The sequence below is a fragment of the Martelella lutilitoris genome, from assembly GCF_016598595.1.
In the GTDB taxonomy this organism is placed as follows: Bacteria; Pseudomonadota; Alphaproteobacteria; order Rhizobiales; family Rhizobiaceae; genus Martelella; species Martelella lutilitoris_A.
Genome location: NZ_CP066786.1, coordinates 919001 through 942709, shown reverse-complemented (window position 1 = coordinate 942709; position 23709 = coordinate 919001). Strand labels below are relative to the sequence as shown.

General features: G+C 62.9%; 20 protein-coding genes. 6 read left to right on the top strand and 14 right to left on the bottom strand.

Going from position 1 to position 23709, the window contains the following annotated elements; all coding sequences use genetic code 11:
• Nucleotides 1-186: 186 nt before the first annotated feature.
• The 7 genes from JET14_RS04335 to JET14_RS04305 form a co-directional block, all read right to left on the bottom strand.
• Nucleotides 187-1245, bottom strand: coding sequence for an aldo/keto reductase (locus JET14_RS04335; protein ID WP_200336956.1), 1059 nt, complete (start codon nt 1243-1245; stop codon nt 187-189).
• A 101-nt stretch (nt 1246-1346) separates the two neighbouring features.
• Nucleotides 1347-2642 (bottom strand): amidohydrolase family protein, encoded by a 1296-nt coding sequence (locus JET14_RS04330; protein WP_200336955.1) that lies wholly within the window; start codon nt 2640-2642, stop codon nt 1347-1349.
• Between the two features lie 257 nt (nt 2643-2899).
• Nucleotides 2900-3844 carry an ABC transporter permease gene (locus JET14_RS04325; protein WP_200336954.1) on the bottom strand — a complete coding sequence of 315 codons (945 nt, stop codon included), beginning with the start codon at nt 3842-3844 and terminating at the stop codon, nt 2900-2902.
• A complete protein-coding gene (locus JET14_RS04320) occupies nt 3841-4890 on the bottom strand; it encodes an ABC transporter permease (protein ID WP_200336953.1) in 1050 nt (349 codons plus the stop codon). The genes JET14_RS04325 and JET14_RS04320 overlap by 4 nt, the downstream gene beginning before the upstream one ends.
• Nucleotides 4880-6397, bottom strand: coding sequence for an ABC transporter ATP-binding protein (locus JET14_RS04315; RefSeq protein WP_200336952.1), 1518 nt, complete (start codon nt 6395-6397; stop codon nt 4880-4882). The genes JET14_RS04320 and JET14_RS04315 overlap by 11 nt, the downstream gene beginning before the upstream one ends.
• Nucleotides 6394-7791: an amidase gene (locus tag JET14_RS04310; protein WP_200336951.1), complete on the bottom strand. Its 1398-nt coding sequence runs from the start codon at nt 7789-7791 to the stop codon at nt 6394-6396. Before JET14_RS04310 ends, JET14_RS04315 begins: the two co-directional genes overlap by 4 nt.
• A 9-nt stretch (nt 7792-7800) precedes the next feature.
• Entirely contained in the window at nt 7801-8787 is a 987-nt protein-coding gene (locus JET14_RS04305) for a BMP family protein (RefSeq protein WP_200336950.1), read from the bottom strand.
• A 335-nt stretch (nt 8788-9122) separates the two neighbouring features.
• Here JET14_RS04305 and JET14_RS04300 point away from each other — a divergent pair, with 335 nt between their 5' ends.
• Nucleotides 9123-10049, top strand: a complete 927-nt coding sequence (locus tag JET14_RS04300; protein WP_024708781.1) for an ArsR/SmtB family transcription factor — start codon at nt 9123-9125, stop codon at nt 10047-10049.
• A gap of 133 nt (nt 10050-10182) precedes the next feature.
• Here JET14_RS04300 and JET14_RS04295 read toward each other — a convergent pair whose 3' ends face one another.
• Nucleotides 10183-10899, bottom strand: a complete 717-nt coding sequence (locus tag JET14_RS04295; RefSeq protein ID WP_200336949.1) for a tellurite resistance TerB family protein — start codon at nt 10897-10899, stop codon at nt 10183-10185.
• Nucleotides 10900-11115: 216 nt separating this feature from the next.
• Between JET14_RS04295 and JET14_RS04290 the strand changes: the two genes are divergently transcribed.
• The 3 genes from JET14_RS04290 to JET14_RS04280 are packed head-to-tail and all read left to right on the top strand — an operon-like array spanning nt 11116 to nt 12543.
• Nucleotides 11116-11376 (top strand): PepSY domain-containing protein, encoded by a 261-nt coding sequence (locus tag JET14_RS04290; RefSeq protein ID WP_200336948.1) that lies wholly within the window; start codon nt 11116-11118, stop codon nt 11374-11376.
• Nucleotide 11377: 1 nt separating this feature from the next.
• Nucleotides 11378-12022 (top strand): cytochrome b/b6 domain-containing protein, encoded by a 645-nt coding sequence (locus tag JET14_RS04285; protein WP_200336947.1) that lies wholly within the window; start codon nt 11378-11380, stop codon nt 12020-12022.
• Nucleotides 12019-12543 carry a helix-turn-helix transcriptional regulator gene (locus tag JET14_RS04280; RefSeq protein ID WP_200336946.1) on the top strand — a complete coding sequence of 175 codons (525 nt, stop codon included), beginning with the start codon at nt 12019-12021 and terminating at the stop codon, nt 12541-12543. Before JET14_RS04285 ends, JET14_RS04280 begins: the two co-directional genes overlap by 4 nt.
• 6 nt (nt 12544-12549) lie before the next feature.
• Here JET14_RS04280 and JET14_RS04275 read toward each other — a convergent pair whose 3' ends face one another.
• The 6 genes from JET14_RS04275 to JET14_RS04250 all read right to left on the bottom strand — a co-directional run bounded on the left by JET14_RS04275 (nt 12550) and on the right by JET14_RS04250 (nt 19659).
• Nucleotides 12550-13929 (bottom strand): FGGY-family carbohydrate kinase, encoded by a 1380-nt coding sequence (locus JET14_RS04275; protein ID WP_200336945.1) that lies wholly within the window; start codon nt 13927-13929, stop codon nt 12550-12552.
• On the bottom strand, nt 13926-14936 hold the full coding sequence (locus JET14_RS04270; protein ID WP_200336944.1) for an ABC transporter permease: 1011 nt from the start codon (nt 14934-14936) through the stop codon (nt 13926-13928). The genes JET14_RS04275 and JET14_RS04270 overlap by 4 nt, the downstream gene beginning before the upstream one ends.
• Entirely contained in the window at nt 14933-15916 is a 984-nt protein-coding gene (locus JET14_RS04265; protein ID WP_200336943.1) for an ABC transporter permease, read from the bottom strand. The genes JET14_RS04270 and JET14_RS04265 overlap by 4 nt, the downstream gene beginning before the upstream one ends.
• The gene (locus tag JET14_RS04260; RefSeq protein ID WP_200336942.1) at nt 15913-17424 is read right to left on the bottom strand and encodes a sugar ABC transporter ATP-binding protein; all 1512 of its coding nucleotides are present in this window, start codon (nt 17422-17424) and stop codon (nt 15913-15915) included. Before JET14_RS04260 ends, JET14_RS04265 begins: the two co-directional genes overlap by 4 nt.
• Nucleotides 17425-17815: 391 nt before the next feature.
• Nucleotides 17816-18805, bottom strand: a complete 990-nt coding sequence (gene rhaS / locus JET14_RS04255; RefSeq protein ID WP_200336941.1) for a rhamnose ABC transporter substrate-binding protein — start codon at nt 18803-18805, stop codon at nt 17816-17818.
• 53 nt (nt 18806-18858) lie between these two features.
• Entirely contained in the window at nt 18859-19659 is an 801-nt protein-coding gene (locus JET14_RS04250; RefSeq protein WP_200336940.1) for a DeoR/GlpR family DNA-binding transcription regulator, read from the bottom strand.
• A gap of 179 nt (nt 19660-19838) precedes the next feature.
• Here JET14_RS04250 and JET14_RS04245 point away from each other — a divergent pair, with 179 nt between their 5' ends.
• Together JET14_RS04245 and rhaI are read left to right on the top strand one after the other, a co-directional pair.
• A complete protein-coding gene (locus JET14_RS04245; RefSeq protein WP_200336939.1) occupies nt 19839-21938 on the top strand; it encodes a bifunctional rhamnulose-1-phosphate aldolase/short-chain dehydrogenase in 2100 nt (699 codons plus the stop codon).
• Between the two features lie 474 nt (nt 21939-22412).
• Nucleotides 22413-23699 carry an L-rhamnose catabolism isomerase gene (gene rhaI, locus JET14_RS04240; RefSeq protein WP_200336938.1) on the top strand — a complete coding sequence of 429 codons (1287 nt, stop codon included), beginning with the start codon at nt 22413-22415 and terminating at the stop codon, nt 23697-23699.
• The last annotated feature ends 10 nt before the right edge of the window (nt 23700-23709 follow it).

The window sequence follows — 23709 nt, the reverse complement described above, 5'->3', positions numbered from 1 at the left end:
CCGATGTTCTGAAAGACCTGCCCCTCCCTCTGCCTCATCCTCCGGCTTGACCGGAGGATCCAGGCGGAACGCTAGCGCATCGGCCCGAAAACCGGAATCGATTTTCGGGCCGATGCGTAGATAAAATAGGATAGAGCGTCATTTGTGCGTCCGAATGGACGCACGGCGCTCTATGCGGCCGGCGCCTTATCCTTCGAGAAACGGCGCGATCAGCGCCAGATCGGCCTTCGACAACCGGTCGGAGGCCGTCCAGGTCTGGTGCCAGTAAGGATAAATGAGCGGTGGCCGGCTGACGGCCTCGAGCCTCGCCATCTCCTCATCGCTCAGCGTCAGTTCGGCAGCGCCGAGATTGTCGGCAAGTTGCGCATCGGTGCGCGCGCCGACGATGAGGGAAGCAATGCCCGGACGCGCGAGCAGCCAGGCCAGCGCCACCTGCGCCGGCGTTGCGCCCTTGGCGGAGGCGATATCGATCAGCACCTCGACAATGTCATAAAGCGCCTCGATATCGCGCACCGGCGGCTCGTTCCATTCGGCGGCGCGGCGCGTGCCCTCGGGCTCCGGCTGGTTGCGGCGATATTTGCCAGACAACAGCCCGCCTGCAAGCGGCGACCAGACGACGATGCCGACTTCCTGATCGAGCGCGATCGGCATCAGCTCATATTCGGCCTCACGCGCCTGCAGCGTATAGTGGATCTGCTGCGCCACGGGCCGCACCAGCCCTTCCTTCTCGGCAGTACCAAGCGTCTTCATCAGGTGCCAGCCGGAGAAATTGGAAACGCCGACATAGCGGATCTTGCCGGCCCGCACGAGGTCGTCGAGGGCTGCGAGCGTTTCGTCAATCGGCGTCTGACCGTCCCACTGGTGCAGCCAGTACATGTCGATGTAATCGGTCTTCAGCCGCTTCAGGCTCGCCTCGCAGGCGCGCACCAGATGATGGCGCGAGAGGCCACGGTCGTTCGGCCCCTGCTCGAAGGCGGGGAAGCGGGCCTTGGTGGCAAGCAACAGGCGGTCGCGCTTGTCGGCGATCGCCTCGCCGACGATTTCCTCCGAAACGCCGGCGGAATAGACGTCAGCCGTATCGATCATGTTGACGCCGGCATCGACGCACATGTCGATCTGGCGTTTCGCGCCCTCAAGATCGGTGCTGCCGGTCTTGGAGAAGGCAGCCTTGCCGCCGAATGTCATGGTGCCGAGCGTGAGCGCGGAGACTTTCAGGCCCGAGCGGCCGAGTGTGCGATACTGCATAAGCTTTTCCTTTCCGGAGTTTTCGAGCGGCGTGCCCTTTGCGAGCATAGGCACGGAACCTGAAGGACGAAACGCTGTCGGCAAGAAATTTGTTCAGGCCATCAAAAGGCCGGCCGCCCCGTCGGGTTGATGCCGCTGTCGATCTCGGCGGGTCGCCCGGGCAGCGACAGGCTGGCAAGCTTCGGCGCGGTCTTCGCGATCACCCGGCCCGCGCGCAGCACGGCAAGCCGCGTCGGCTTCAGACGCAGCGCCTCCACCACGTCCTCGGCCTGAAGGATGACGAGGTTCGCCGGGTTGCCGGTCTCAAGACCATAGCCCTCAAGCCCCAGCGCCTTCGCCGAATTGACGGTGATGCAGTCAAAGATCGCCCGCTTGTCATCAACACCGGACATCTGCGCCACGTGGACCGCCATATGGGCGACTTCCAGCATGTCGCCGGAGCCCATGGAATACCAGGGGTCCATCACGCAGTCATGGCCGAAGGCGACATTGATGCCGGCTTCCAGCAATTCGCGCACCCGCGTCATGCCGCGCCGCTTCGGGAAGGTGTCGTGACGGCCCTGCAGCATGATGTTGATCAGCGGATTGGGAATGGCGTTGATTTTTGCCTCCGCCATCAGCGGGATCAGTTTGGAGACATAGTAATTGTCCATCGAATGCATCGAGGTCAGGTGCGAGCCGGCCACCCGCCCTTGCAGGCCGAAACGCACGGTCTCGGCGGCAAGCGTCTCGATATGGCGCGACATCGGGTCGTCGGTCTCGTCGCAATGCATGTCGACCGGCAGGCCGCGCTCGGCGGCAATGCGGCACAGCGCCTCCACCGATCTTGCGCCATCGGCCATTGTGCGTTCGAAATGCGGAATGCCGCCGACGACGTCGACGCCCATATCCAGCGCCCGCTCCAGCGATTTGACGCCGTCTTCGGCGCGGTAATAGCCATCCTGCGGGAAGGCGACGAGCTGCAGGTCGATATAGGGCGCGATCTTTTCCTTCAGCTCAAGCATCGCCTCGACGGTGACAAGCTTCGGATCGGAGGTGTCGACATGGGTGCGAATGTGCAAAAGGCCTTGGGCGACGGCGAGATCGCAATAGGCAAGCGCGCGCTCGATCAGCGCCTCTTTCGTCAGCGTCGGCCGCAACTCGCCCCAAAGCGCTATGCCTTCCAGAAGCGTGCCGGAAACATTCATGCGCGGCAGGCCGAGCGACAGCGTCGCATCCATATGGAAATGCGGATCGACGAAAGGCGGCGAGACCAGCCGGTTGGTCGCGTCGATGATTTCGCCGGCTTCTGCCGTGATGGATTTTTCGATCGCCGTGACCCTGCCGCCGGCAATGCCGATATCGATGCCCCTGCGACCGTCAGGAAGATTGGCGTTTTTGATGATGAGATCGAACATGGTCTTGGCCTTTGCGTATTGCAGGCGACGACGCTTTCACGGCCTCGCCATTCTTTCTTCCGTCATCCTCGGGCTTGACCCGAGAATCTAAGCACATATCAACACGACTGGCGTTTCGGATAGCAGGGAAACTACCCCGTAACCACTGCCTCCGCTCGCGCATCAGCGTGATTGGATCCTCGGGTCAAGCCCGAGGATGACGTCTGCGGGGTTGCAAAGCCCCTGTCAAACTGCGTCCTCCTCGGACAATCGTCCCCTCACCGTTCCCCGCGCCGGTAGGGCTGCATCAGCGCCTGCGGCACGCGCGCGCGCCGCGCCATGACGGCAAGCGCGGCGATTGAAAGGATATAGGGGATCATCAGGAAAATCTGATAGGGGACGGCGCCATCGAGCGCGGTCTGCAGGCGCAACTGGAAGCCGTCGAAAAAGGCAAACAGCAGCGCCCCGAACAACGCCCGCTCCGGCCGCCAAGAGGCGAAGACCACGAGCGCGATGCAGATCCAGCCGCGCCCCTGCACCATGGTCGGGAAAAAGGAGTTGAAGGCCGAAAGCGTCAGAAACGCGCCGCCCACGCCCATCAGCGCGCTGCCGACGATCACCGCGCCATAGCGCATCACCATCGGGTTGACGCCTTGGGCTTCCGCCGCATGCGGATTTTCGCCGGCCATGCGCACGGCAAGGCCCAGCGGGGTTTTCGCCAGGATATAGGCCAGAAGGATCGCCAGCGCGATCGCCAGATAGGTGGGCGCGGTCTGGGTGAAGAAGGCGGGACCGATGAAGGGCAGATCGGAGAGGCCCGGGATATCGATCGGCTGGAACGGCTCGATCGTTGGCGGCGAACCGGAAACCGGCACCATCAGCCGGAAGACGTAATAGGCAAAGCTGGAGGCAAACAGCGTGACCCCGAGGCCCGAGACATGCTGCGACAGCCCGAGCGTGACGGTGAGCACGGCATGCAGCGCGCCAAAGACCGCGCCGCCAAGCGCTGCCACCAGAAGCCCGGTCCACAGATCCGCGCCGTTGAAGACGGCGAGCCAGCCAACCATGGCGCCAAAGGTCATGATGCCCTCGATGCCGAGGTTCAGCACGCCGGAGCGTTCCGACAATAGCGCGCCAAGCGTGCCGAGGATCAGCGGCGTGGCGATACGCAGAACGGCGGCCCAGAGACCGGCAGAGGCCAGAATATCGACAATCGTGTTCATCGGCGCACCCTGTACTGCGTGAAGAAGACGGCGACCAGCATGGAAATCAGCGACAGCGCCACGGTGACATCGGCGATATAGGTCGGGATGCCGAGCGAGCGGCTCATGCCGTCCGCGCCGACGAACATGACCGCGGTGAACAGCGCGGCCAGCACCACGCCGATGGGATGAAGATTGGCGAGCATGGCGACAACGATGCCGGAATAGCCATAGCCGGGCGAGAGATCGGTGGTGACATAGCCCTTGACGCCCAGAACCTCGATACTGCCGGCAAGGCCTGCGAGCCCGCCCGACAGCATGGCGACAAGCACCAGCGTGCGCCCCAGCGGCACGCCGGCAAAGACCGCGCCCTTCGGGTTGAGACCGGCCGCGCGCGAGCGCATGCCGAACGTCGTCCGCGACTGGATGAAATGAACGATGAAGGCAAAGGCGACCGCAACGAGAAGGCCGATATGCAACCGCGAGCGGTCCACAAGCTTCGGCAGGCGAGCAGCGCGTTCCACCGCCTCCGACTGCGGCCAGCCGAAGGCCATCGGATCCTTCAGCACCGTATCGATCAGCATGGAGACAAAGAGGATGGCAACGAAGTTCAAAAGCAGCGTGGTCACCACTTCATCGACGGAGAAGCGCAGCCTCAGCCAGAGCGGCAGCAGAAGCAGGATCATGCCCGCGACAGCGCCTGACGCCATCAGGATCGGCATCTGCACGAAGCCCGGAAGGCCCGCCGTCAGATGCGCGCCGACGGCGGCGGTCGCGATCGCGCCCAAATAAAACTGCCCCTCCCCGCCGATATTCCAGAGCCGCGCGCGAAAGGCGACAGCTGCGGCAAGGCCGGTCAGGATCAGCGGCGTTGCCCGCGTCAGGGTCTCGGTGATCGACAGTTTCGAGCCGAAGGCGCCGACCAGGATCTTCCAGTAGGCTTCCAGCACCGGCGCGCCGGCTAGCGCGATGAGAATACCGGCTATTCCAAGCGCTGCCGCAACCGCAATCAGCGGCGTTGCGATGACGAGCGCCGTCGGGCGATGTTCGCGCCGTTCAAACCGCATCGGCGTTCTCCGTCCATTCACCGGCCATCATCAGGCCAAGCATCTGCGTATTGGCATTTTCAGCGGCAACCGGCGGCGACAGCCTGCCGCCGACGATCGCCTGAATGCGATCGGCAAGCGCCATCACCTCATCAAGGTCTTCGGAAATCAGCAGCACAGCCGTGCCGGCCCGCCGGGCTTCCAGAATGCGCTCGTGAACGGCAGCGACCGCGCCTTCATCCAGTCCGCGCGCGGGTTGCGCCGCCAGCAGGATCTTCGGGTGCTCGATCAGGTTCCGGCCCAGAATGAGCTTCTGCATGTTTCCGCCGGACAGAAGCCGCGTGCGGCTTGTCGGCGTGCCGCCGCGCACATCGAAAGTCTCTATGATCTGGCTGGCGAAGCTGATCGCCGCCCCGCGCTGCACCAGACCGTTTTTCGAATAATCGGAAATGCGCTCCAGAACGGCGTTTTCCCAGATCGCCATTTCGCCGATCGCGCCCTCGCCATTGCGGTCCTCCGGCACGCGGCCGATCCCTTCGGAAATGGCCTCGGCAACCGTCAGGTCGCCAACTCCCTTGCCGAAAAGCACGAGATCGCCCGACGCCCGCTTCGCCGTGCCGCTCAGAAGTGCGGCCAGCGTCGCCTGGCCATTGCCGGAAACGCCGATAATACCGAGCACCTCGCCGGCATGAAGGGTGAAGTCGACGGATTTCAGTCGGTCGACGCCTTCGACCCGAACCGTTATGCCAACGGCTTCGAGGACGACCGGACCGGGGGTCGCCGGCTCGCGCACGGGTCGTTCCACCTTGCGGCCAACCATGAGTTCGGCCAGTTCCGCCTTGCTGGTTTCAGAGGCCTTGCGCTCGGCCACCTGTCGCCCGCCGCGCAGCACCACAACGCGATCGGCCGCCGCCATCACCTCATCCAGCTTGTGGGAGATGAAGATCAGCGAAAGGCCCTGCGCCGCCATCTCCTTCAGCGTGGCAAAGAGTTTTTCGGCCTCCGGCCCGGTCAGCACCGCCGTCGGCTCGTCCAGTACGAGAATTTTGGCGTCGTTATAAAGCGCCTTCAGAATTTCGACGCGCTGCTGTTCGCCGACGGAAAGATCGCCGACGCGGGCATCCGGATTGACGGCAAGGCCGAAGCGGCCGGCGATGTCGGCAAGCTTGCGGCGGGCGGACTTCGTGTCGGAGGCGAAGGAAAACAGGCTTTCGGTTCCGGTCATCACATTTTCCAGAACCGTGAGATTGGGCGCGAGCGAAAAATGCTGATGCACCATGCCGACGCCTGCGCGGATCGCCGCGCGCGGGCTGCCGGGGGCAAGCGTCTCGCCGTGAACGCTGACCGTGCCGGTGTCCGGCACATAATGGCCGAAGAGAATGCTCATCAGCGTCGTCTTGCCGGCGCCGTTTTCGCCGAGCAGCGCCACCACCTCACCCTTGCCGAGCGTCAGCGAAATATCGTCATTGGCGAGCGTTTCGCCGAAGCGTTTGGAAACGCCGGAAATTTCGAGCACGGTTTCTCTCATGCGCAAACTCCTGGAATGGCAAAGCGGTGCTGCCAGCGGTTCTCGTTTTCCAGTTCTGCCGCAAGCTTCAGCAAGACCGCCTCGGCGCCCATCGGTGCGATTATCTGCAACGGCAGCGGCAGGCCGTCGCCATCCGACCCGTACGGCAATGTAATTGCCGGAAAACCGGAAAGGTTGGCAAGGGCGGCAAGCGGCGCAAAGGCCCTCATCCTCTCAAAATGCAGCGGCCAGTCATCATGATCGGTTGGAAAACTGCCCACCGGCTTCGGCTGATCGGTCAGCATCGGGCAGATCAGACAGTCGACATCTTCGAACAGCCGCCAGAGATCGCGGGCGATCAGCGCCACCTCGTTTGTCAGCGACCAGACCTCTTCCGGCCGCATCGCCCGGCCACGTTCAATGACGGCGCGCGTCATCGGTTCAACCATCTCAAGCTCGAGGCCGAAACGGCCGGATGTTTCGGCAAGATTGGCGGCCGCGATGTCGGCAAAGGCGGAAGCACTGGCGCGTGCCGGCGTTTCGACTTCGGCCCAGCCGACAGGGCGAAGACGGTGCCCCCTCGCCTCAAGCGCCTTCGCGGCATCTTCGAGCACGCCGAGACGCGCCGGATCGGCTCTGACATCGGTCTCGGTCAGAACGCCGATGCGCAGACTTCCCTCGGGCACGTCGGCAAAAGCCGGCGGCGGAAAGGGACCGCGCGCATTGCCGGAGATTGCGCGAAACACACTGGCCGCATCCCGAACAGAGCGACAAACGGCGAGTTCGGTGGCGATGCCGCCGAGGTAATTGCCGTAGCCAGGCCCGGCGGGCATTGCCCCGCGTGACGGCTTCAGCCCGACAAGGCCGCAGCAGGCGGCGGGCACGCGGATGGAGCCGCCCGCATCTGTCGCATGCGCGACCGATACAATGCCGGCGGCGACGGCGGCGGCAGCGCCGCCCGATGAACCGCCGGGCGAGCGGCTTTCATCCAGCGGATTGCGGCAGATGGGGCCCTTTTCCGGTTCGCTGGCGAGCGACAGGCCGAATTCGGGGCTCGTCGTCAGCCCGAAAACAGAGAACCCGGCGGCGCGAAAGCGGGCGGCGATATCGCTGTCAGCGCCGGCATCCCCGCCGGCAAGCGCGCGCGATCCGGCAGTAACGGCAAAGCCCGAGAAAGGCCCGCCGAGATCCTTGGCAAGCGTCGGCACGCCGCCGAAGGCCATCCCCGCCTTTTCGTCCGCTGAAAGACTGTCAAACCGATCAGCGGCCGCGAGCCCTGCTTCGGGGTCACGACCGGAAAGGGCGCCGAGATACGCCCAGGCATCAGAGGCTGCAAGCGATGCTTCCATCGCCTGCCGCGCCGAAACATCACCCTTGCCGATCGCGGCGGCGAGCGCTGTCGCGTCGGCCTGCATGGGCAATCCCTACTTCGGTTCGTCCATGTTGCGCGGAACCTCGAACGTGCCGTCGATGATTTCCTGACGCTTGGCCAGCATGGCTTCGACCGCCTCCGGCGAGGCAACGCCTTCAACGAAGGCGATGTCGCTGCCGCCTTCCTTCAGCATGCCGAAGGCCGTGTAATTCTGGCCGACCGGATTGCCGGCCTCGACATCGGCGATCGCCGCATCGACGATCGGGCGGAAGCCCCAGAGAGCGTTGGCAAAGACGGTATCGGGATAACGCGGCGTGTAATCGATGAGCGATCCGACGGCGAGAATGCCGCGCTCCTTGGCCGCGTCGGCCGTGCCGATGCGTTCGCCGAAAAGAATGTCCGCGCCCTGGTCGATCTGGGCGAGGCCGGCTTCACGGGCCTTTGGCGGATCAAAGAAGGTGCCGATGAAGGTGACATGATGTTCGGCGTCCGGATTGGTTTCCTTCACGCCTTCGGCAAAGGCATTGATCAGCATGTTGACTTCCGGGATCGGCATGGCGCCGACCGAGCCGACGACGTTGCTTTCCGTCAGCGTGCCGGCCAGCATGCCGGCGAGATAGGCGCCGTCATGGTTCCATGTGCCGAAAACGCCGAAATTGTCGCCGGACGGGCCGCCGGAGGACCCCATGACGAAGGGCGTATCCGGATAGTCTGCAGCCACTTCACGGGCTTCGGATTCAACGGCATAGGATTCGCCGATGATCAGATCGACGCCCTGCTCGGCATATTCCCGCATGGCGCGGGGGTAGTCCGTACCCGAAACGCTCTCGGAAAAGACATATTCGATCGCACCCTCTTCGGCGGCTTCCAGAAGCGCCTGATGGATGACCGAGTTCCAGGCATTTTCAACCGGCGAAGCGTGGATGGCAGCGACCTTCAGCGGCTCTGCGGCGCTGATGGCCGGCGCCATGGCAACGGCGCCGAGAACAAGCGTGGATGCCATGAGCGCGCGACGGCTCAGCGAAAAATCATTCTTCATGTGTAAAAAGACCCCTCTTTGACCATTTGGTCCAAAATTCTAGAAGCCGCTCAATCTTGTGTCAAGCTCAATGGATGCACAGGAAATGTGCAGTCTGCCCGTTTCCTTGTGTTTTTTCAAGCGGATGCAGCCGGTGGCCGAATCGCGACACCGTTTGTCAAATAAGGCAGACGAACCGAAGTCGGCGCAATCCCTGTTCAAAAGTTTGCACCAAATTGTGAATTGTCCGCCTTAAGCGGTCCCGGCACGCGCGGTGCTGCCACCGATATTTGACCGCGCCAAGAATCCTGATATGAACGTTTCCTGACACTGACCACCAGTAGAAAAGTTCTCCCATGCCGCGCAATTTTCTTGTCGTTGACCCGGAAAGGGACATGAATGTCATCAAGGGTCTGGCCGCGCCGGCGCGCATTGCCGTGCTCAAGCTTCTGCGCCGGAAGGGGCCGCTGAACGTCAAGGAGATCGGCGAACTCCTGAAGCTTCCGCAATCCACAGTGTCGCTCAGCGTGCAGCTTCTAGAAGAGGCCGGTCTGATCCACACGGAGAGCCAGCGCGCCCGCAAGGGCAACCAGAAGGTTTGCACCAGCATCTACGATGAAGTGCTGATCGTTTTCGCCGATGCAGCAGAGGAACGCCGCAGGGACGGGATCGAGGTGTCGATGCCGGTCGGCCTCTACACCGCCTTCGACGTCAGCGCGCCCTGCGGGCTATGCACGAATGAGGGCATTATCGGCCTTCTCGACGTGCCCGATTCCTTCCTCGATCCGGCGCGCATGAAGGCCGGGCTGATCTGGTTCACAAGGGGCAAGGTGGAATACCAGTTTCCCAACAATGCCCGGCTCGACAACCGTGGCGTCGAAGAACTCGAATTCTCCCTGGAGCTCTCCTCCGAAATGCCCGGCACCAACCCCGACTGGCCGTCCGACATCACCATCGGCATCAACGGCATCGATATCGGCCAGTGGACATCGCCGGGCGATTTCGGCGATCGTCGCGGCGTATTCACGCCGGACTGGTGGAAGCTCAAGGGCTCGCAATACGGCATGCTGAAGCGCTTCCGCGTGACCGGAAGCGGCGCCTATGTGGATGGCGTCAGGATGTCCGACGTCCGTCTCGCCGACCTCGGCCTTGAACGCCACCACTCCATCCGCCTTTCGATCAGCGTGCACGAGGACGCCCGTCATCCCGGCGGCGTCAATATCTTCGGCAAGGGCTTCGGCAATTACGACCAGGACATCGTCCTCAGGATCGCCACGAAGTAGCCTTGCCGTCGACCATCGAGTCTGCCAATGACCGGCCGCCCAAGCCGCGATGGCGCGCCCTCCGCACGGCGACACGCTTCGGACAAGGACCAGCAGCCGCGCAAAGGTCGGCGCGTCATCATCGCCGGAACGGTCAGCCCTCAACCTGACGGCGGGCGGCTTCCGCTTCAAGATCGAGGTGTCCGCGCAGACCTTCGGGCAGGTCCAGATGTCCGGACAACCGCTCAAGATAGGCCTTTTCCTGCGGCGTGTCGGGATCGACCGCAAGAGCGGAAGCCAGATAGAGTTCGGCTCCCTGCTCGCGCGAGCGCGCGAGCCCTGCGACCGCCGCAGGATCCGATGGCTGGGCGAAATAGTCGAAAAGCAGCGCTTTTTCCTCCGCGCCGAATCCCATCTTCTCGATCTGCTCGCGGATGCGGCCATGCTCAGCCTTGTCGATATGGTCGTCGCAATTTGCCGCCGCGATCATCGCCCGCATCAGCGCCAGCCGGAAATCCCGGCCGTCCTTGTCCGCGTCATGCTCGACATCAAAGCCGCTGTCTGCCGGCGGCTTCGGCAAATTGAGCGGCCTTTCCTCCTGACCGGAGGATTTGTTCTCCTGCCAGTCACGATAGGCCTTGTAGGCCAGTCCGCCGACGGCAGCCATGCCGCCGTATTTCAGCGCCTTGCCGCCCAGCTTGCGCCCGGTCTTGGTGCCGAGCAGAAGCGCGATCGCCCCGCCGGCCGCCGCGCCGCCGGCAAGCCCGCCCGGTAGGCCTGAGCCACCCGTTGTTCGCGCCGCATCCTGCCCGCCCGAGCCCGAGCCCGAGCCTGAACCGAGGAAGCCTTCCAGAAGCTTGTTGATGTCCATGCGTTCTTTCACCCGTATTGATTGCCCGAAGAAGATCGAACTGGTGCGGGGACAAGCCGTTTTCAAGGCATCCGGCGCCGTTTCGGCCACCTGAACACCCTATAAGCAGACGCTTACGGGCCCGCATTTCAGCACTTGCGCCATGGACGAGGGCAATTGTCTCCGTCCACATCGGCAGCGTCGCACTTCAAGGCGACCCAACAGACAGGAGCCGATATGAAACGCATTGCCATCCTCGCAGCCCTTACGCTCGTCTCGCCGCTTTCCGCCTTCGCCATGCCGGCCGTCGGCGACGTTGTCGGCACCAATCCAAAGGACGCCACCGCCGCCCTCGAAAAGGCCGGCTGTTCCGTCAGGGCATTCGAAGCCGAAGGCGGCATGATCGAGGCCAAGTGCACCGATCAGTCCAACAAGATGTGGGAAATCTATATCGATCCGGCCTCCGGCGCGGTAAAGAAGATTTCCGGGAACGACTGAGATGTCCGACAACGCAAATACAGGAGGAGGGGCGAAAGTCGCCCCTCCCGATCCGTGGGACCCGCTGGTGCGGATCAGCCACTGGACGATCGCCGCCGCCGTCATCATCAACGGGCTCTTGTCCAAACCGGGCGGCACGGTCCATGTCTGGGTCGGCTGGATCGCCATGTCGGTTCTGGCGATCCGGCTGGGCTGGGGGCTTCTCGGACCGCGCGAGGCGCGCTTTTCCGCCTTTCCGCCGGACCCGAAGGCCGCCGTCTCGCACCTGCTCTCGGTCATCCGGGGCAAGCCGCGCGAGTATCCCTCGCACAATCCCGCAGGGGCCATGATGGTCTATGCGCTCTGGGCGATGCTCGCCGTCGTGATCGCCACGGGCCTGATCATGACCGACGCCAAGAGCCCGATCACGATCGCGGAGGAACGGGCGGCCGTGGAACAGGGCGACTGGTCGAGCCTTGCCAATCGCAGCGCCGGGGACGATAGTGACGACAGTCTTGCCCAGAGCGACATCGTCAAGGGGGTTCATGAAACCGCCGCCAACCTGATGCTCATTCTGGCGCTCATTCACGTCGCAGGCGTCGCCGTCGAAAGCCACGCGCTTCGCCGAAACCTTGTCCGCCCGATGATCAAGGGTCCGCCGAAATGACGAACAGGCCGGAAGCACGAAGGCAGGGGCGATCGCAGACGATCGCCCTTGCTGCGTTCATGCTGATGCAGGCCGTCGCCGCCGTGTTTTTCGTCGCCGATGCGACCCGTGACCTCTTTGAAAAACCGCCCGGCGCCCATTCGATCATCGAGGCGCTGATCGCCGTCACGCTGGTCGCCGGCATTTTCCTTGCCGGCTGGCAGCTTCGTCTGACACTTGAACGCATGTATGCCCAGGAAAAGGCGCTCGACACGGCGCGCGGCGATTTCATCCGCATCATCGACACGCAGTTCGACGACTGGGGTTTGACGCCGGCGGAACGCGAAGTCGGGCTTCTGGCGCTGAAGGGGCTTGATATCTCGGAGATCGCCCGCCTGCGCGGCGCGGCGCAGGGAACCGTGCGCGCCCAGATGACGCGCATTTACGCCAAGGCCGGCGTCTCCGGCCGCGCCCAGTTTGCCGCGTGGTTCGTCGAGGATCTTTTGGGCGATGGCATCGGCAGGCCGGATGACGCTGCCTGAGAGGTCTCACTCCACCTCCGGCAGTCTTTCCCGCCAGATTTCCGCGTAAGCGTTGAGTTCAGCGAGACCCGACAGCGGTTCGGGATGGGGCCTGAAGGCGGAGAGCTTGACCCCGCCGACCGCGAGGCCTGCCGCGCCGGCGCTGGTGCCGCTGCCCGGGCTTTTCTCCACCGGACGGCCGGTCGCGGCCGAAAGCATGGAGAGATAGTCGTGGTTTTCGGCAAACGGGCCTTCCACGATTACCGGTCCAGAAGCCCCGGTCAGGTCAAGGCAGATCGCCGTCATCAGCGCCAGATACCAGGAAACGCCGAGAAGACGCATGCCGGGCGTCAGATGATGCTCGTCCACCGTCCAGCCGCCGATGATCCCCTGAAACGGCCCGGTATCGCCGAGCACCGACGGCATCATCATGATCCGGTTCTTCAGCATCGCCTTGCGGTCGTCTTCGGTGACGGCAACCTCGCCGCCGGGCGCCGCCACCTCGAAGACCCGTCCGCCCATGAACCGGGCGGAGGGCACCGGATCGCCATAGGCGTTGACGTTGATCAGCGTATCCCGGCTTTCATCCAGAGCCGGCGGATGCCCGCCAACCGCCATGGCAATCACCCAGGTGCCTGTCGAGACCACGGAGAAAGGTTGCGCCCTCGACCATAGATGCGGCAGCAGCGAGGCGTTGGAATCGTGAATGCCGGCGAAAACCGGGCAGTTTGGGGCAAGCCCGGTCTTCCTTGCGATTTCCGGCAGAACCTCACCCAGCTTGTCATCGGCTTTGACAAGCTCTCCCATCTTGCCAAAGAGACCGAGTTCACCCACCAGCGAGGAGAACGTCCTGGAGCGCGGCGACCACAGATCGGTGTGGCACCCCCAACTCGTTGCCTCGCCGGCGCGCCGGCCGGTCAGACGAAAGCCCCAATATTGCGGATAGGGCAACACGCAGTCGATCATCGCGAATTCATCGGGAAATTTTGTCTTCTGCCAGAAGAGTTGCGCGCCGATATTCAGCCCCATGGCGAGGCGCGGAGAGCCGGTTTCGGCAAAGGGCGGGCGGATTTCTTCGTAGTCAGCGCGGGTTTCGTCGGGGCCGGCATGCTCGTAGTCGAGCACCGGGAGCGCCAGCGTTCCGTCCCGCTTCAAAAGAGCCGCCGTCGCGCCATGGGTGGTCACGGAAATCGCATCGACGCCATGTTCCTTCTGAAATTCGGCAAGCGCTTCCAGAATGAAGTCGAACAGATCATCCACCTCGAAATGCGGATAGGGCGAATGGCCCGTCACTTCGTTTCGTTTCGACCGTGTGTCGATTTCGCTCGCCGCTTCGAGGTCATAGAGGATGACCTTGGCATTGGTCTTGCCGATATCGATGACCGCGACCTTGCGGATGTCACTCATTGCGCCTCACCCCGTCTGAACCGCCTTGCGATCCTCGTATAGAGCACAGGCAATGCGATGACGCCAATCAGCAGAAGACCGATGAAGATCGACATGACGATGCCCGGCACATTCATCAACCCGAAGCCGAAGGTGACGAGCCCCATGATGAAGGCGGCGAGCACAACGCCGATGATCGTGCCCGCGCCGCCGAGAATGTTGATGCCGCCCAGCACCACCATGGTGACGATCTCCAGCTCCCAGCCAAAGGCGATCGACGGCCGCGTCGAGCCGAGGCGCGAGGTCAGGCAGATTGCCGCCATGCCGGACATGGCCCCGGTCATCAGGAACAGCAGGAACTTCACCCGCCCGACCCGGATGCCGGAGAAGCGCGCGGCGGTGGCGTTGTTGCCGATCGCATAGACCATGCGGCCAAAGCTCGTCAGATGCAGCAGGATGCCGAACAGCACCGCCATGACGGCAAACAGCACGAATTCGAAGGAGATGACCCAGAAGACATAGCCCTGGCCGAAATAGGCGAAATCCGACGGGTAACCGGTAAAGGCTTTGTCCCCGAGCACCACATAGGAGAGCCCGCGGAAGAGGCTCATCGTACCGATGGTAACGACGATGGACGGCAGGCCGAGACCGGTGATCAGAAAGCCGTTGAAGGCGCCGCACAACAGACCGACGCCAAGGCCGATGGCCACCAGTTCCGGCGTTCCCATGCCAAACTGCGCGGCAAACCCCATGGCCGTTGACGCCAGCGCGATGATGGCGGCAACCGAGAGATCAATCTCGCCCGATATGATCACCAGCGCCATGGCAAAGGCGATCAGCGCCTTTTCGGTGAAGTTGAAGGTCGCATCCGACAAGTTCCACGCATCGAGGAAATAGGGCGAGGCGAAACTGTTGACGATGAAGATCGCGACCACCACCACGACCAGCAGGCTCTCCCAACTGCGGGCCATGCGGTGAGCGCGCCCATGTAGGCGATCGGGCACAAAGCGCGTTTCGCTGACACTCATAGCGCATGCTCCGCTTTTTTCAGGATGACGCGGCCCTTGACGCGCGAGGAGCGCGCATTGACGGCAACCGCGATGATGATGACCGTGCCCGAAATCGCCATCTGCCAGAAGGGCGAGACATCGATGACCGGCAGCGCATTCTTGATGATGCCGAGAAAGAGCGCGCCAAGCACCGCGCCGATCGCCGTCCCCGCGCCGCCGGCAATCGAGATGCCGCCGATGACACAGGCGGCGACCACGTCCAGCTCGAAACCGTTGGCGATATCGACATAGGCAACGGCGTAGCGCGCGGTCCAGAGATAACCGGCAAGACCGGCCAGCGCACCGGCAACCAGATAGGCGAAGAAATGCGTGCGACCAACGGAAATGCCGGTGTAGACGGCAGCATGCGGATTGCCGCCGACGGCATAGAAGGCGCGCCCCAGCCGGGTCATGACCAGCACCGCCATCATCACCACGATGACGGCGAGCGAGAACCAGGCGAGCACCGGAATGCCGAGAAACACGGCGCGCGGCACCGCCTTGAAGGCATCGGTCATCTCATGGGCATTGACCCAGGCACCGCCGGTCAGAAGAAAGATCGTGCCGCGATAGATGGTCATCGTGCCCAGCGTCACCACGATGGGCGGGATCGACAGGCGCCAGACCAGAAGTCCGTTGATCGCGCCCAGCACCGAGCCGCTGATGACGGCGGCAACCAGCAGAAAGATCACCGGTAAATCCGGGAAAGCGACGTTCAGGAGCGCTGCGATGGTGCCGGACAGCGCCAGATTGGCGGCGATGGAAAGATCGATGCCGCGCGAGAGAATAACGGCGGCTTGTCCCAGCGCCAGAATGATCAGGATCGCCGTGTCATTATAGATCGAAACGAGATTGCGCGGGGCGACAAAACCCGGAAAACGCAGCTCGATCGCGCCGACCAGCATCAATATGGCGACGAAGAGCAGCGCTTCGCGGTGTTTGAAGATGCGCGCCATCATGCCGCCGCCCCGATGCCGGCGGCCGCCCGCACCAGCTTCTCCGCCGACATTTCATCGCGGGCGAGTTCGGCGGCGATCCGCCCCTCGCGCATGACGATGACCCGGTCGGACATGCCGAGAATTTCCGGAATTTCAGACGAGACCATGATGATGGAAAGCCCCCTGCCCGCAAGCTCGCTCATGAAGGCATGAACGGCGGATTTAGACCCGATATCGATGCCCTTGGTCGGTTCATCGAGAATGATCACCTTCGGCTCGGTGGCCAGCCACTTGGCAATCACCACCTTCTGCTGGTTACCGCCGGAAAGGTTGCCGACCGGCTGGTCCAGCGACGCGGCCCTGAGATCCAGCCGCTCGGTATATTCCCGCGCCAGCGCAAATTCCTCGGCCATGCGGACAAAGCCCTTGTGCGAGACCTTGGCGAGCGACGGCAGCGTGACGTTTTCGAAGATCGGCATGGCCGTGATCGTGCCCTGCGTGCCGCGCTCTTCCGGCACATAGACGATGCCCTGCTTCACCGCTTCCGAGGGCGATCGGATGACGGCAATCTCGCCATCGATGCGCACAGCGCCCGCCGAGGGTTTTGTAATCCCGAACAGCGCCTGCATGAATTCCGACCGCCCCGCCCCGACAAGACCGTAAAAGCCGAGAATTTCACCGCGCCGGAGCGTGAAGTTTATATCCTCGAACTCGGTCGGATGGCGATAGCCGGCGACCGTCAGCACCGGCCCGCCGATTTCGACGTCCTGCTTGGGGAAGACCTGGTCGACCGGCCTGCCGACCATCAGTTCCACCAGCGAGTTTTCATCCGTCTCGGCGATCCTGCCCTCACCCACCATCTCGCCGTCACGAAAGACGGTATAGCGGTCGGCGATACGAAAAATCTCGTCGAACTTGTGTGAGATGAACAGGATCGCCTTGCCATCCGACTTCAGCTTCTCGACCAGTTCGTAAAGCTCCTCGATCTCCTTTTGCGACAGGGCCGCCGTCGGCTCATCCATGATCACCACGCGGGCATCGACGGAAAGCGCGCGGGCGACGGCGACCATGTGCCGGTTGGCGATGCCGAGTTCGGACAGGCGATGGCGCGGGTCGATGCGCGCGCCGATACTGTCGAGAATATCGCGGGCGCGATCATGGATCTGCTTCCAATCGATCAGGCCGAAACGGTTGGTCGGCGCGTGACCGATGAAGATGTTTTCGGCAACCGTCAGCGCGTCGAACAATACGGTTTCCTGGTGGATGGCGGTCACGCCATGCTCGCTTGCCGCTTCCGCCGTCGGGAAGCTGACCTTTTCGCCGTCCATCCTGATTGCGCCGCCGTCGGGCTGATAAATGCCCGTCAGGATTTTCACGAGCGTCGATTTTCCAGCGCCGTTCTCGCCCACAAGCGCGGTCACCTCGCCCGGATAGAGCCGAAGCGAGACATCCGACAGCGCGCGCACGCCGGGAAAGGTCTTGGTGATGCCGTCAAGCGCGATGGCGGCGTTCTGCTGTGCGTCTGGCATCTTTGGTCTGCCGTGTTGTTGGTTCGTCGGCCCGCCTGAAGGCGAGGCGGGGCTTTTGTGGCAAGGGCGGCTACCACGCGCGTTGAGGTAGATGTTCTCGTAAGCGCTGCCGCCACCAATCTCCTCCTTGAGGGGGAGATGTCGCGAAAGCGACAAAGAGGGGTAGAGGGCGCAAGCCCTCAAAGCCGCAATCTCCGTGCTACCGGATAGGGTTCACCCCCCTCTGCCCCTTTCGGGGCATCTCCCCCTCAAGGGGGGAGATCGATTTAGGTTTAAGCCCGACAGCGCCGAGGAAGCCGCCCGCAGCGGCGGGCTGCCGCATGGCCACTTTGCCTCTTTTTCATGTGAACTCGAGGCAGGGTGACCACGCGACAGCCCCGTCCCGGGAGGCTCAGAAGATGTCCTTGAACTTATCGATATTCGACTTGTCGTAGACGAAGGGATCGGCCATGGCGCCGGCATTGTCGTCATCCAGCGTCAGTTCGCCAAGGCGGCCCATGGAAAGCTCTGCCCCCGGTTCGGCTTTCGCGCCGTCGATCAGGTCGTTCGACAGCATGACGGCGGCATAGCCAAGGTCGATCGGGTTCCAGATGGCGAAGGATTTCGACGCGCCATTGTCGACATAAGCCGCCATCTCGGAGGGCAGGCCGAGGCCGGTGACGTTGATCTCGCCGATCTTGCCCTCGTCCGTCACGGCCTGGGCCGCGGCGACAATGCCGACGGAGGTCGGCGCGATGATCGCTTTCAGGTCCGGATAGGACTGGATCAGGCCCTGGGTCTCGCGATAGGACTTGTCGAACAGGTCATCGCCGTAAACCGTGGTAACGACGTCGATCCCCGGATAGTCGCCCTTCACCTTGTTCATTTCCTCGATCCAGGTGTTCTGGTTCGTGGCTGTCGCCGAAGCCGAAAGCACGGCGACCTCGCCGCCGTCCGGCAGGTTGTCGGCGGCCAGCTTTATGATCATGTTGCCGATCAGCGGGTTGGACGAAGGGTTCAGGTGCACCATGCGGCCCTCGGGTGCCACGCCGGAATCCCAGGAGACGACCTTGATGCCGCGCTGCATGGCGCGTTTCAGCGCCGGGACCAGAGCATCCGGGTCATTGGCCGAAATCGCAATCGCGTCGACCTTCTGGGCGATCAGCGAATTGATGACGTCGATCTGGCCTTCGGCGGTCGTATCGGTCGGGCCCGTGTAAATCAGTTCGACATCGCCGATTTCCTTGGCGGCCTCTTCCGCGCCTTCGGCAGCGGCCTCGAAAAAGCCGATGCCGAGCGCCTTCACCACCAGCGCGATCTTCTTGTCGGCGGCGTGTGCGCCTTGCGCAACGAGCGCGGTGGAGAGCAATGCTCCCACGAGAACTTTCTTCAAAATGCCCATCTTTCTCCTCCAGTTGATGAACAGGGTGCAGGCTGGCTCTTCTCCTCCAAGGCTCAGCCCGAACCGGTTTCCTCCATTGCCTGCGCATCGGCGATGATCACCGAAACGCCGGCCTCCTCCAGCATGCGGGCGTCGGACGCCTGCAGCCCGGAATCGGTAATCACGGTCGAGATTCTTTTCAGCCCGCAAAGGATCAGGCTCGACCGCTGCTTGAATTTTGACGAGTCGACCAGAACCACGAGTTCCTCAGCCTGGTCGATCAGCTTCTGTTCCGCCTGGATCAGCAGCGGATCGGCCTCCATCAACCCGAGCGGGCCGATCCCCTGCGCCCCCATGAACATGCGCTTTGCCCAGAAATTGCGGGTCACGTCGTTTTCGAAGGGGCTCAGAATGACGTTCTGCTCGCGGTAGATCACGCCCCCCGACAGCATCACCGTGTTCTTCGAATGCTTCAGCAGATGCTCCGCGATCGGAAAGGAATTGGTGAAGACCTGCAGCCGGCGATTAGCGAGGTGATGGACCATCTGAAACGTGGTTGTGCCGCCGTTGATGATGACGGAATCGCCGTCATCGCACAGCGCGACCGCCGCCTTGGCGATCGCCTGCTTCTGACGCGCGTTCATCGTCTGGTTGACGCTGAAAGGCCGGCCGGCAAGGCCGACGAATTGCGGCGGCCTGAGCGCCTCCGCCCCGCCGCGCACCCGGCGCAGGCGCTTGGCCACATGCAGAGCCGCGATATCGCGCCTGATCGTCGCCTCGGAGCTTTCCGTCAGATCGACGAGCTCCGCCACGGTGACAACCGGCTTTTCCTGTATCGCCGACAGGATGATGCGATGACGCTCTTTCTCGTGCATGGGGCCTCCCTTTTTGACAGAGTTCAGTGATTTTCCGTCAGTGTCAATCAAAAATAGTCATGCTGCATTGCGATAATGTTATTTTTGATCGAAATTGAGCGTTTCTGATTGACAAGACCAACGTTCGGAGGGATTTTGCCGGGGAAGAACCAGGCCGAGAGGCCGCGAAGGAGGAAACGATGGCGAATGAAACCCGGGCCGCCCGGCTTGAGAACCTGTGGGATGACGGCAAGGCTGCCGGGATGAGCGAATCCGAGCTTCTGCTCTATCGCTCCAATCTTCTGGGCTCCGACAAGCGCATCACCAATTACGGTGGCGGCAACACCTCCGCCAAGGTGATGGAAAAGGATCCGCTCACCGGTGATCAGGTCGAGGTGCTTTGGGTCAAGGGCTCCGGCGGCGATGTCGGCACCATCAGGATGGACGGCTTTGCCACGCTCTACATGAAAAAGCTCAACGCGCTGAAGGGCCTTTATCGCGGCATCGAGCATGAAGACGAGATGGTGGGCTACCTCCCCCACTGCACCTTCAACCTGAACGCCCGCGCGGCTTCCATCGACACGCCGCTGCATGCCTATGTGCCGAAAAAGCACGTCGACCACATGCACCCCGACGCGATCATCGCCATAGCGGCTTCCGCCGATTCCAAGGCGCTGACGCAGGAGATTTTCGGCGGCGAGATCGGCTGGCTGCCGTGGAAGCGTCCCGGCTATGAACTGGGCCTCTGGCTCGGGAAATATTGCGAGGAAAATCCGGATGCGCGCGGCGTGATCCTGGAAAGCCATGGCCTTTTCACCTGGGGCGATACGGCCAAGGAAAGCTACGAGACCACGCTGGAGATCATCAACAAGGCCATGGCCTGGCTCGACGCCAGGATCGAAGGCCCGGTTTTCGGCGGCCCGAAGGTGAAGACGCTGGCCGCTGAAGAGCGTCGCGCCATTGCCGAAAAGCTGATGCCGAAGATCCGCGGCATGATCTCCGAAACCGAGGGCAAGCTCGGCCATTTCGACGATCAACCGGCTGTGCTGGAATTCGTCGCCTCCAACCGTCTTCACGAACTGGCCGCGCTCGGCACCTCCTGCCCCGACCATTTTCTCCGAACGAAAATCCGCCCGCTGGTCGTCGATTTCGACCCGGAACACCCGGATATCGACGGGACGGTTGCCGGCCTGCCGGACGCAATCGCCGCCTACCGCGAGGACTACGCCGCCTATTACGAGCGCTGCAAGCACGACAATTCGCCGGGCATGCGCGACCCGAACGCGGTGATCTATCTGGTGCCCGGCGTCGGCATGATCTCCTTTGCCAAGGACAAGGCGACCGCCCGCATCTCGGCGGAGTTCTACGTCAACGCCATCAATGTCATGCGCGGCGCATCCTCGGTCTCGACCTATCAGGGCCTTTCAGAACAGGAGGCCTTTGATATCGAATACTGGCTTCTGGAAGAGGCAAAGCTGCAGCGGATGCCGAAACCGAAGCCGCTTGCCGGTAGAATAGCGCTCGTTACCGGCGGCGCCGGCGGCATCGGCAAGGCCACCGCCTTCCGGCTTGCGGGCGAAGGCGCCTGCGTGGTGCTGGCCGATATCGATGACGCCGCGCTTGAAACCGCCAAGGCCGAGCTCTCCTCCGTCTTCAGCAAGGATATCGTGCGCGGCGTGCACCTGAACGTCACGGACGAGGCCGAAGTCGCCAGGGGCTTTGCCGATACGGTGGTGGAATTCGGCGGGCTTGATATTCTGGTCTCCAATGCCGGTCTCGCCTCCTCCGCACCGATCGAGGAGACGACGCTCGATCTCTGGGACAAGAACATCGCCATTCTGGCAACCGGCTATTTCCTCGTCTCGCGCGAGGCCTTCCGCCTGTTCCGCTACCAGAATGCCGGCGGCAATGTCGTGTTCGTCTCCTCCAAGAACGGCCTTGCCGCCTCGCCCGGCGCATCCGCATACTGCACGGCGAAGGCCGCCGAAATTCATCTGGCCCGCTGCCTGGCGCTCGAAGGGGCAAGCGCCCAGATCCGCGTCAACACCGTCAATCCGGATGCCGTGCTGCGCGGATCGAAGATCTGGACCGGCGAGTGGAAGGAACAGCGCGCCGCCGCCTACAAGATGTCGACGGACGACCTCGAAGCGCATTACCGCGAACGCTCCATGCTGAAGCGCTCGGTGTTCCCGGAGGATATCGCGGAAGCCATCTACTTCCTTGCCTCCGACATGTCGGCGAAGTCGACCGGAAACATCATCAATGTGGATGCGGGCAATGCGGTGTCGTTTCCGCGGTAGAGGCAGAAGGGGCGCGGTCAGGTGGAATGTCGGAGTGCCGCCGTCGGCCCGGCGAGGACGACACGCCCTCCCCACCCTCTGCGTCATCTTCGGGCTTTTCCCGAGGATCCAAGCCCCCTTTACCACGAAAGGAGCGTGCGGGGTCTGGAGGCGTAAGCGCAAAAGCAGCGGACTCCGCTCGCGGCATATGTGGTTAGATGCTCGGGACAAGCCCGAAGATGACGGAAGAGAGGGGCGGACGCGGTGGAGCACCCTGCCTCGCCGCGCGACCGATCTCCCCCCTTGAGGGGGAGATGCCCGACAGGGCAGAGGGGGGTGAACCCTCCCGGAGAGCAAGGTATCTGCGGCTTACGCCCGATACCCCTCTCTGTCGCTTTCGCGACATCTCCCCCTCAAGGGGGGAGATTGGTGGCTGCAGGCTCTTGCGGCTCTCACAAATTCAGCAGGCCCTGCCGCCTGCAACGGGAGGAAACGATGGAAGAAATGATCGACAGCGGCGTGCTTTCCGCAGAGAATGACAAGCGCGCAAAAGACCTGGAGACGGACTACAACGCCCTCGGCGAAAAGCTCGCCCGTCGCGGAGTCAGCATTGATGACGTCACGGCCAAGGTTGCCGCTTACGGCGTCGCCGTGCCCTCGTGGGGGGTCGGCACCGGCGGCACGCGCTTTGCCCGCTTCCCCGGCGCCGGCGAGCCGCGCCACATCTTCGACAAGCTGGAAGACTGCGCTGTGATCCAGCAGCTGACGCGCGCCACCCCCACCGTCTCGCTGCATATCCCGTGGGACAAGGTGGACGACCTTTCCGAACTGCGCCAGCGCGGGGAAGCGCTCGGCCTCGGCTTCGACGCGATGAATTCCAACACTTTCCAGGATCAGGAAGGTCAGGAACACTCTTACAAATACGGCTCACTCTCCCACTCCGATGCGGCGACGCGGCAGCAGGCGATCGACCACAACATCGAATGTATCGAGATCGGCAAGGCGCTCGGCTCGAAGGCGCTGACCGTGTGGATCGGCGACGGTTCGAACTTTCCCGGCCAGAGCCATTTCACCCGGCAGTTCGAGCGCTATCTGGAGGCGATGAAGAGCATCTATACAGCCCTTCCCGACGACTGGCGCATCTTCTCCGAGCACAAGATTTTCGAACCGGCCTTCTATTCCACGGTGGTGCAGGACTGGGGCACGAACTACCTGATCGCCAAGGAACTCGGGCCGAAGGCCTTCTGCCTCGTCGACCTCGGCCACCATGCGCCGAACGTCAATATCGAGATGATCGTCGCGCGCCTCATCCAGTTCGGCAAGCTGGGCGGCTTCCATTTCAACGACAGCAAATATGGTGACGACGACCTCGACACGGGCTCGATCGATCCGTTCCGCCTGTTCCTCGTCTTCAACGAACTGGTGGATGCGGAAGGCGCCCCCGGTTTCAACCCCGCCCACATGCTCGACCAGTCGCATAATGTCACCGATCCGATCGAGAGCCTGATGCGCTCGGCGATCGAGGTTCGCCGCGCCTATGCGCAGGCGCTTCTCGTCGATCGGGCGGCTCTTGCCGGTTTCCAGAACGACAATGATCCGATGATGGCATCGGAAACGCTGAAGGACGCCTTCCGCACCGATGTCGGCCCGATCCTCGCCATGGCCCGCAAACGCGCCGGCGGCGCTGTCGACCCGATCGCCGCCTATCGCGCTTCCGGCTACCGGCGGAAGGTCGCAGGCGAACGCCCGGCCGTCACCGGCGCCGGCGGTGGCATCGTTTAAGCGGCAAAAA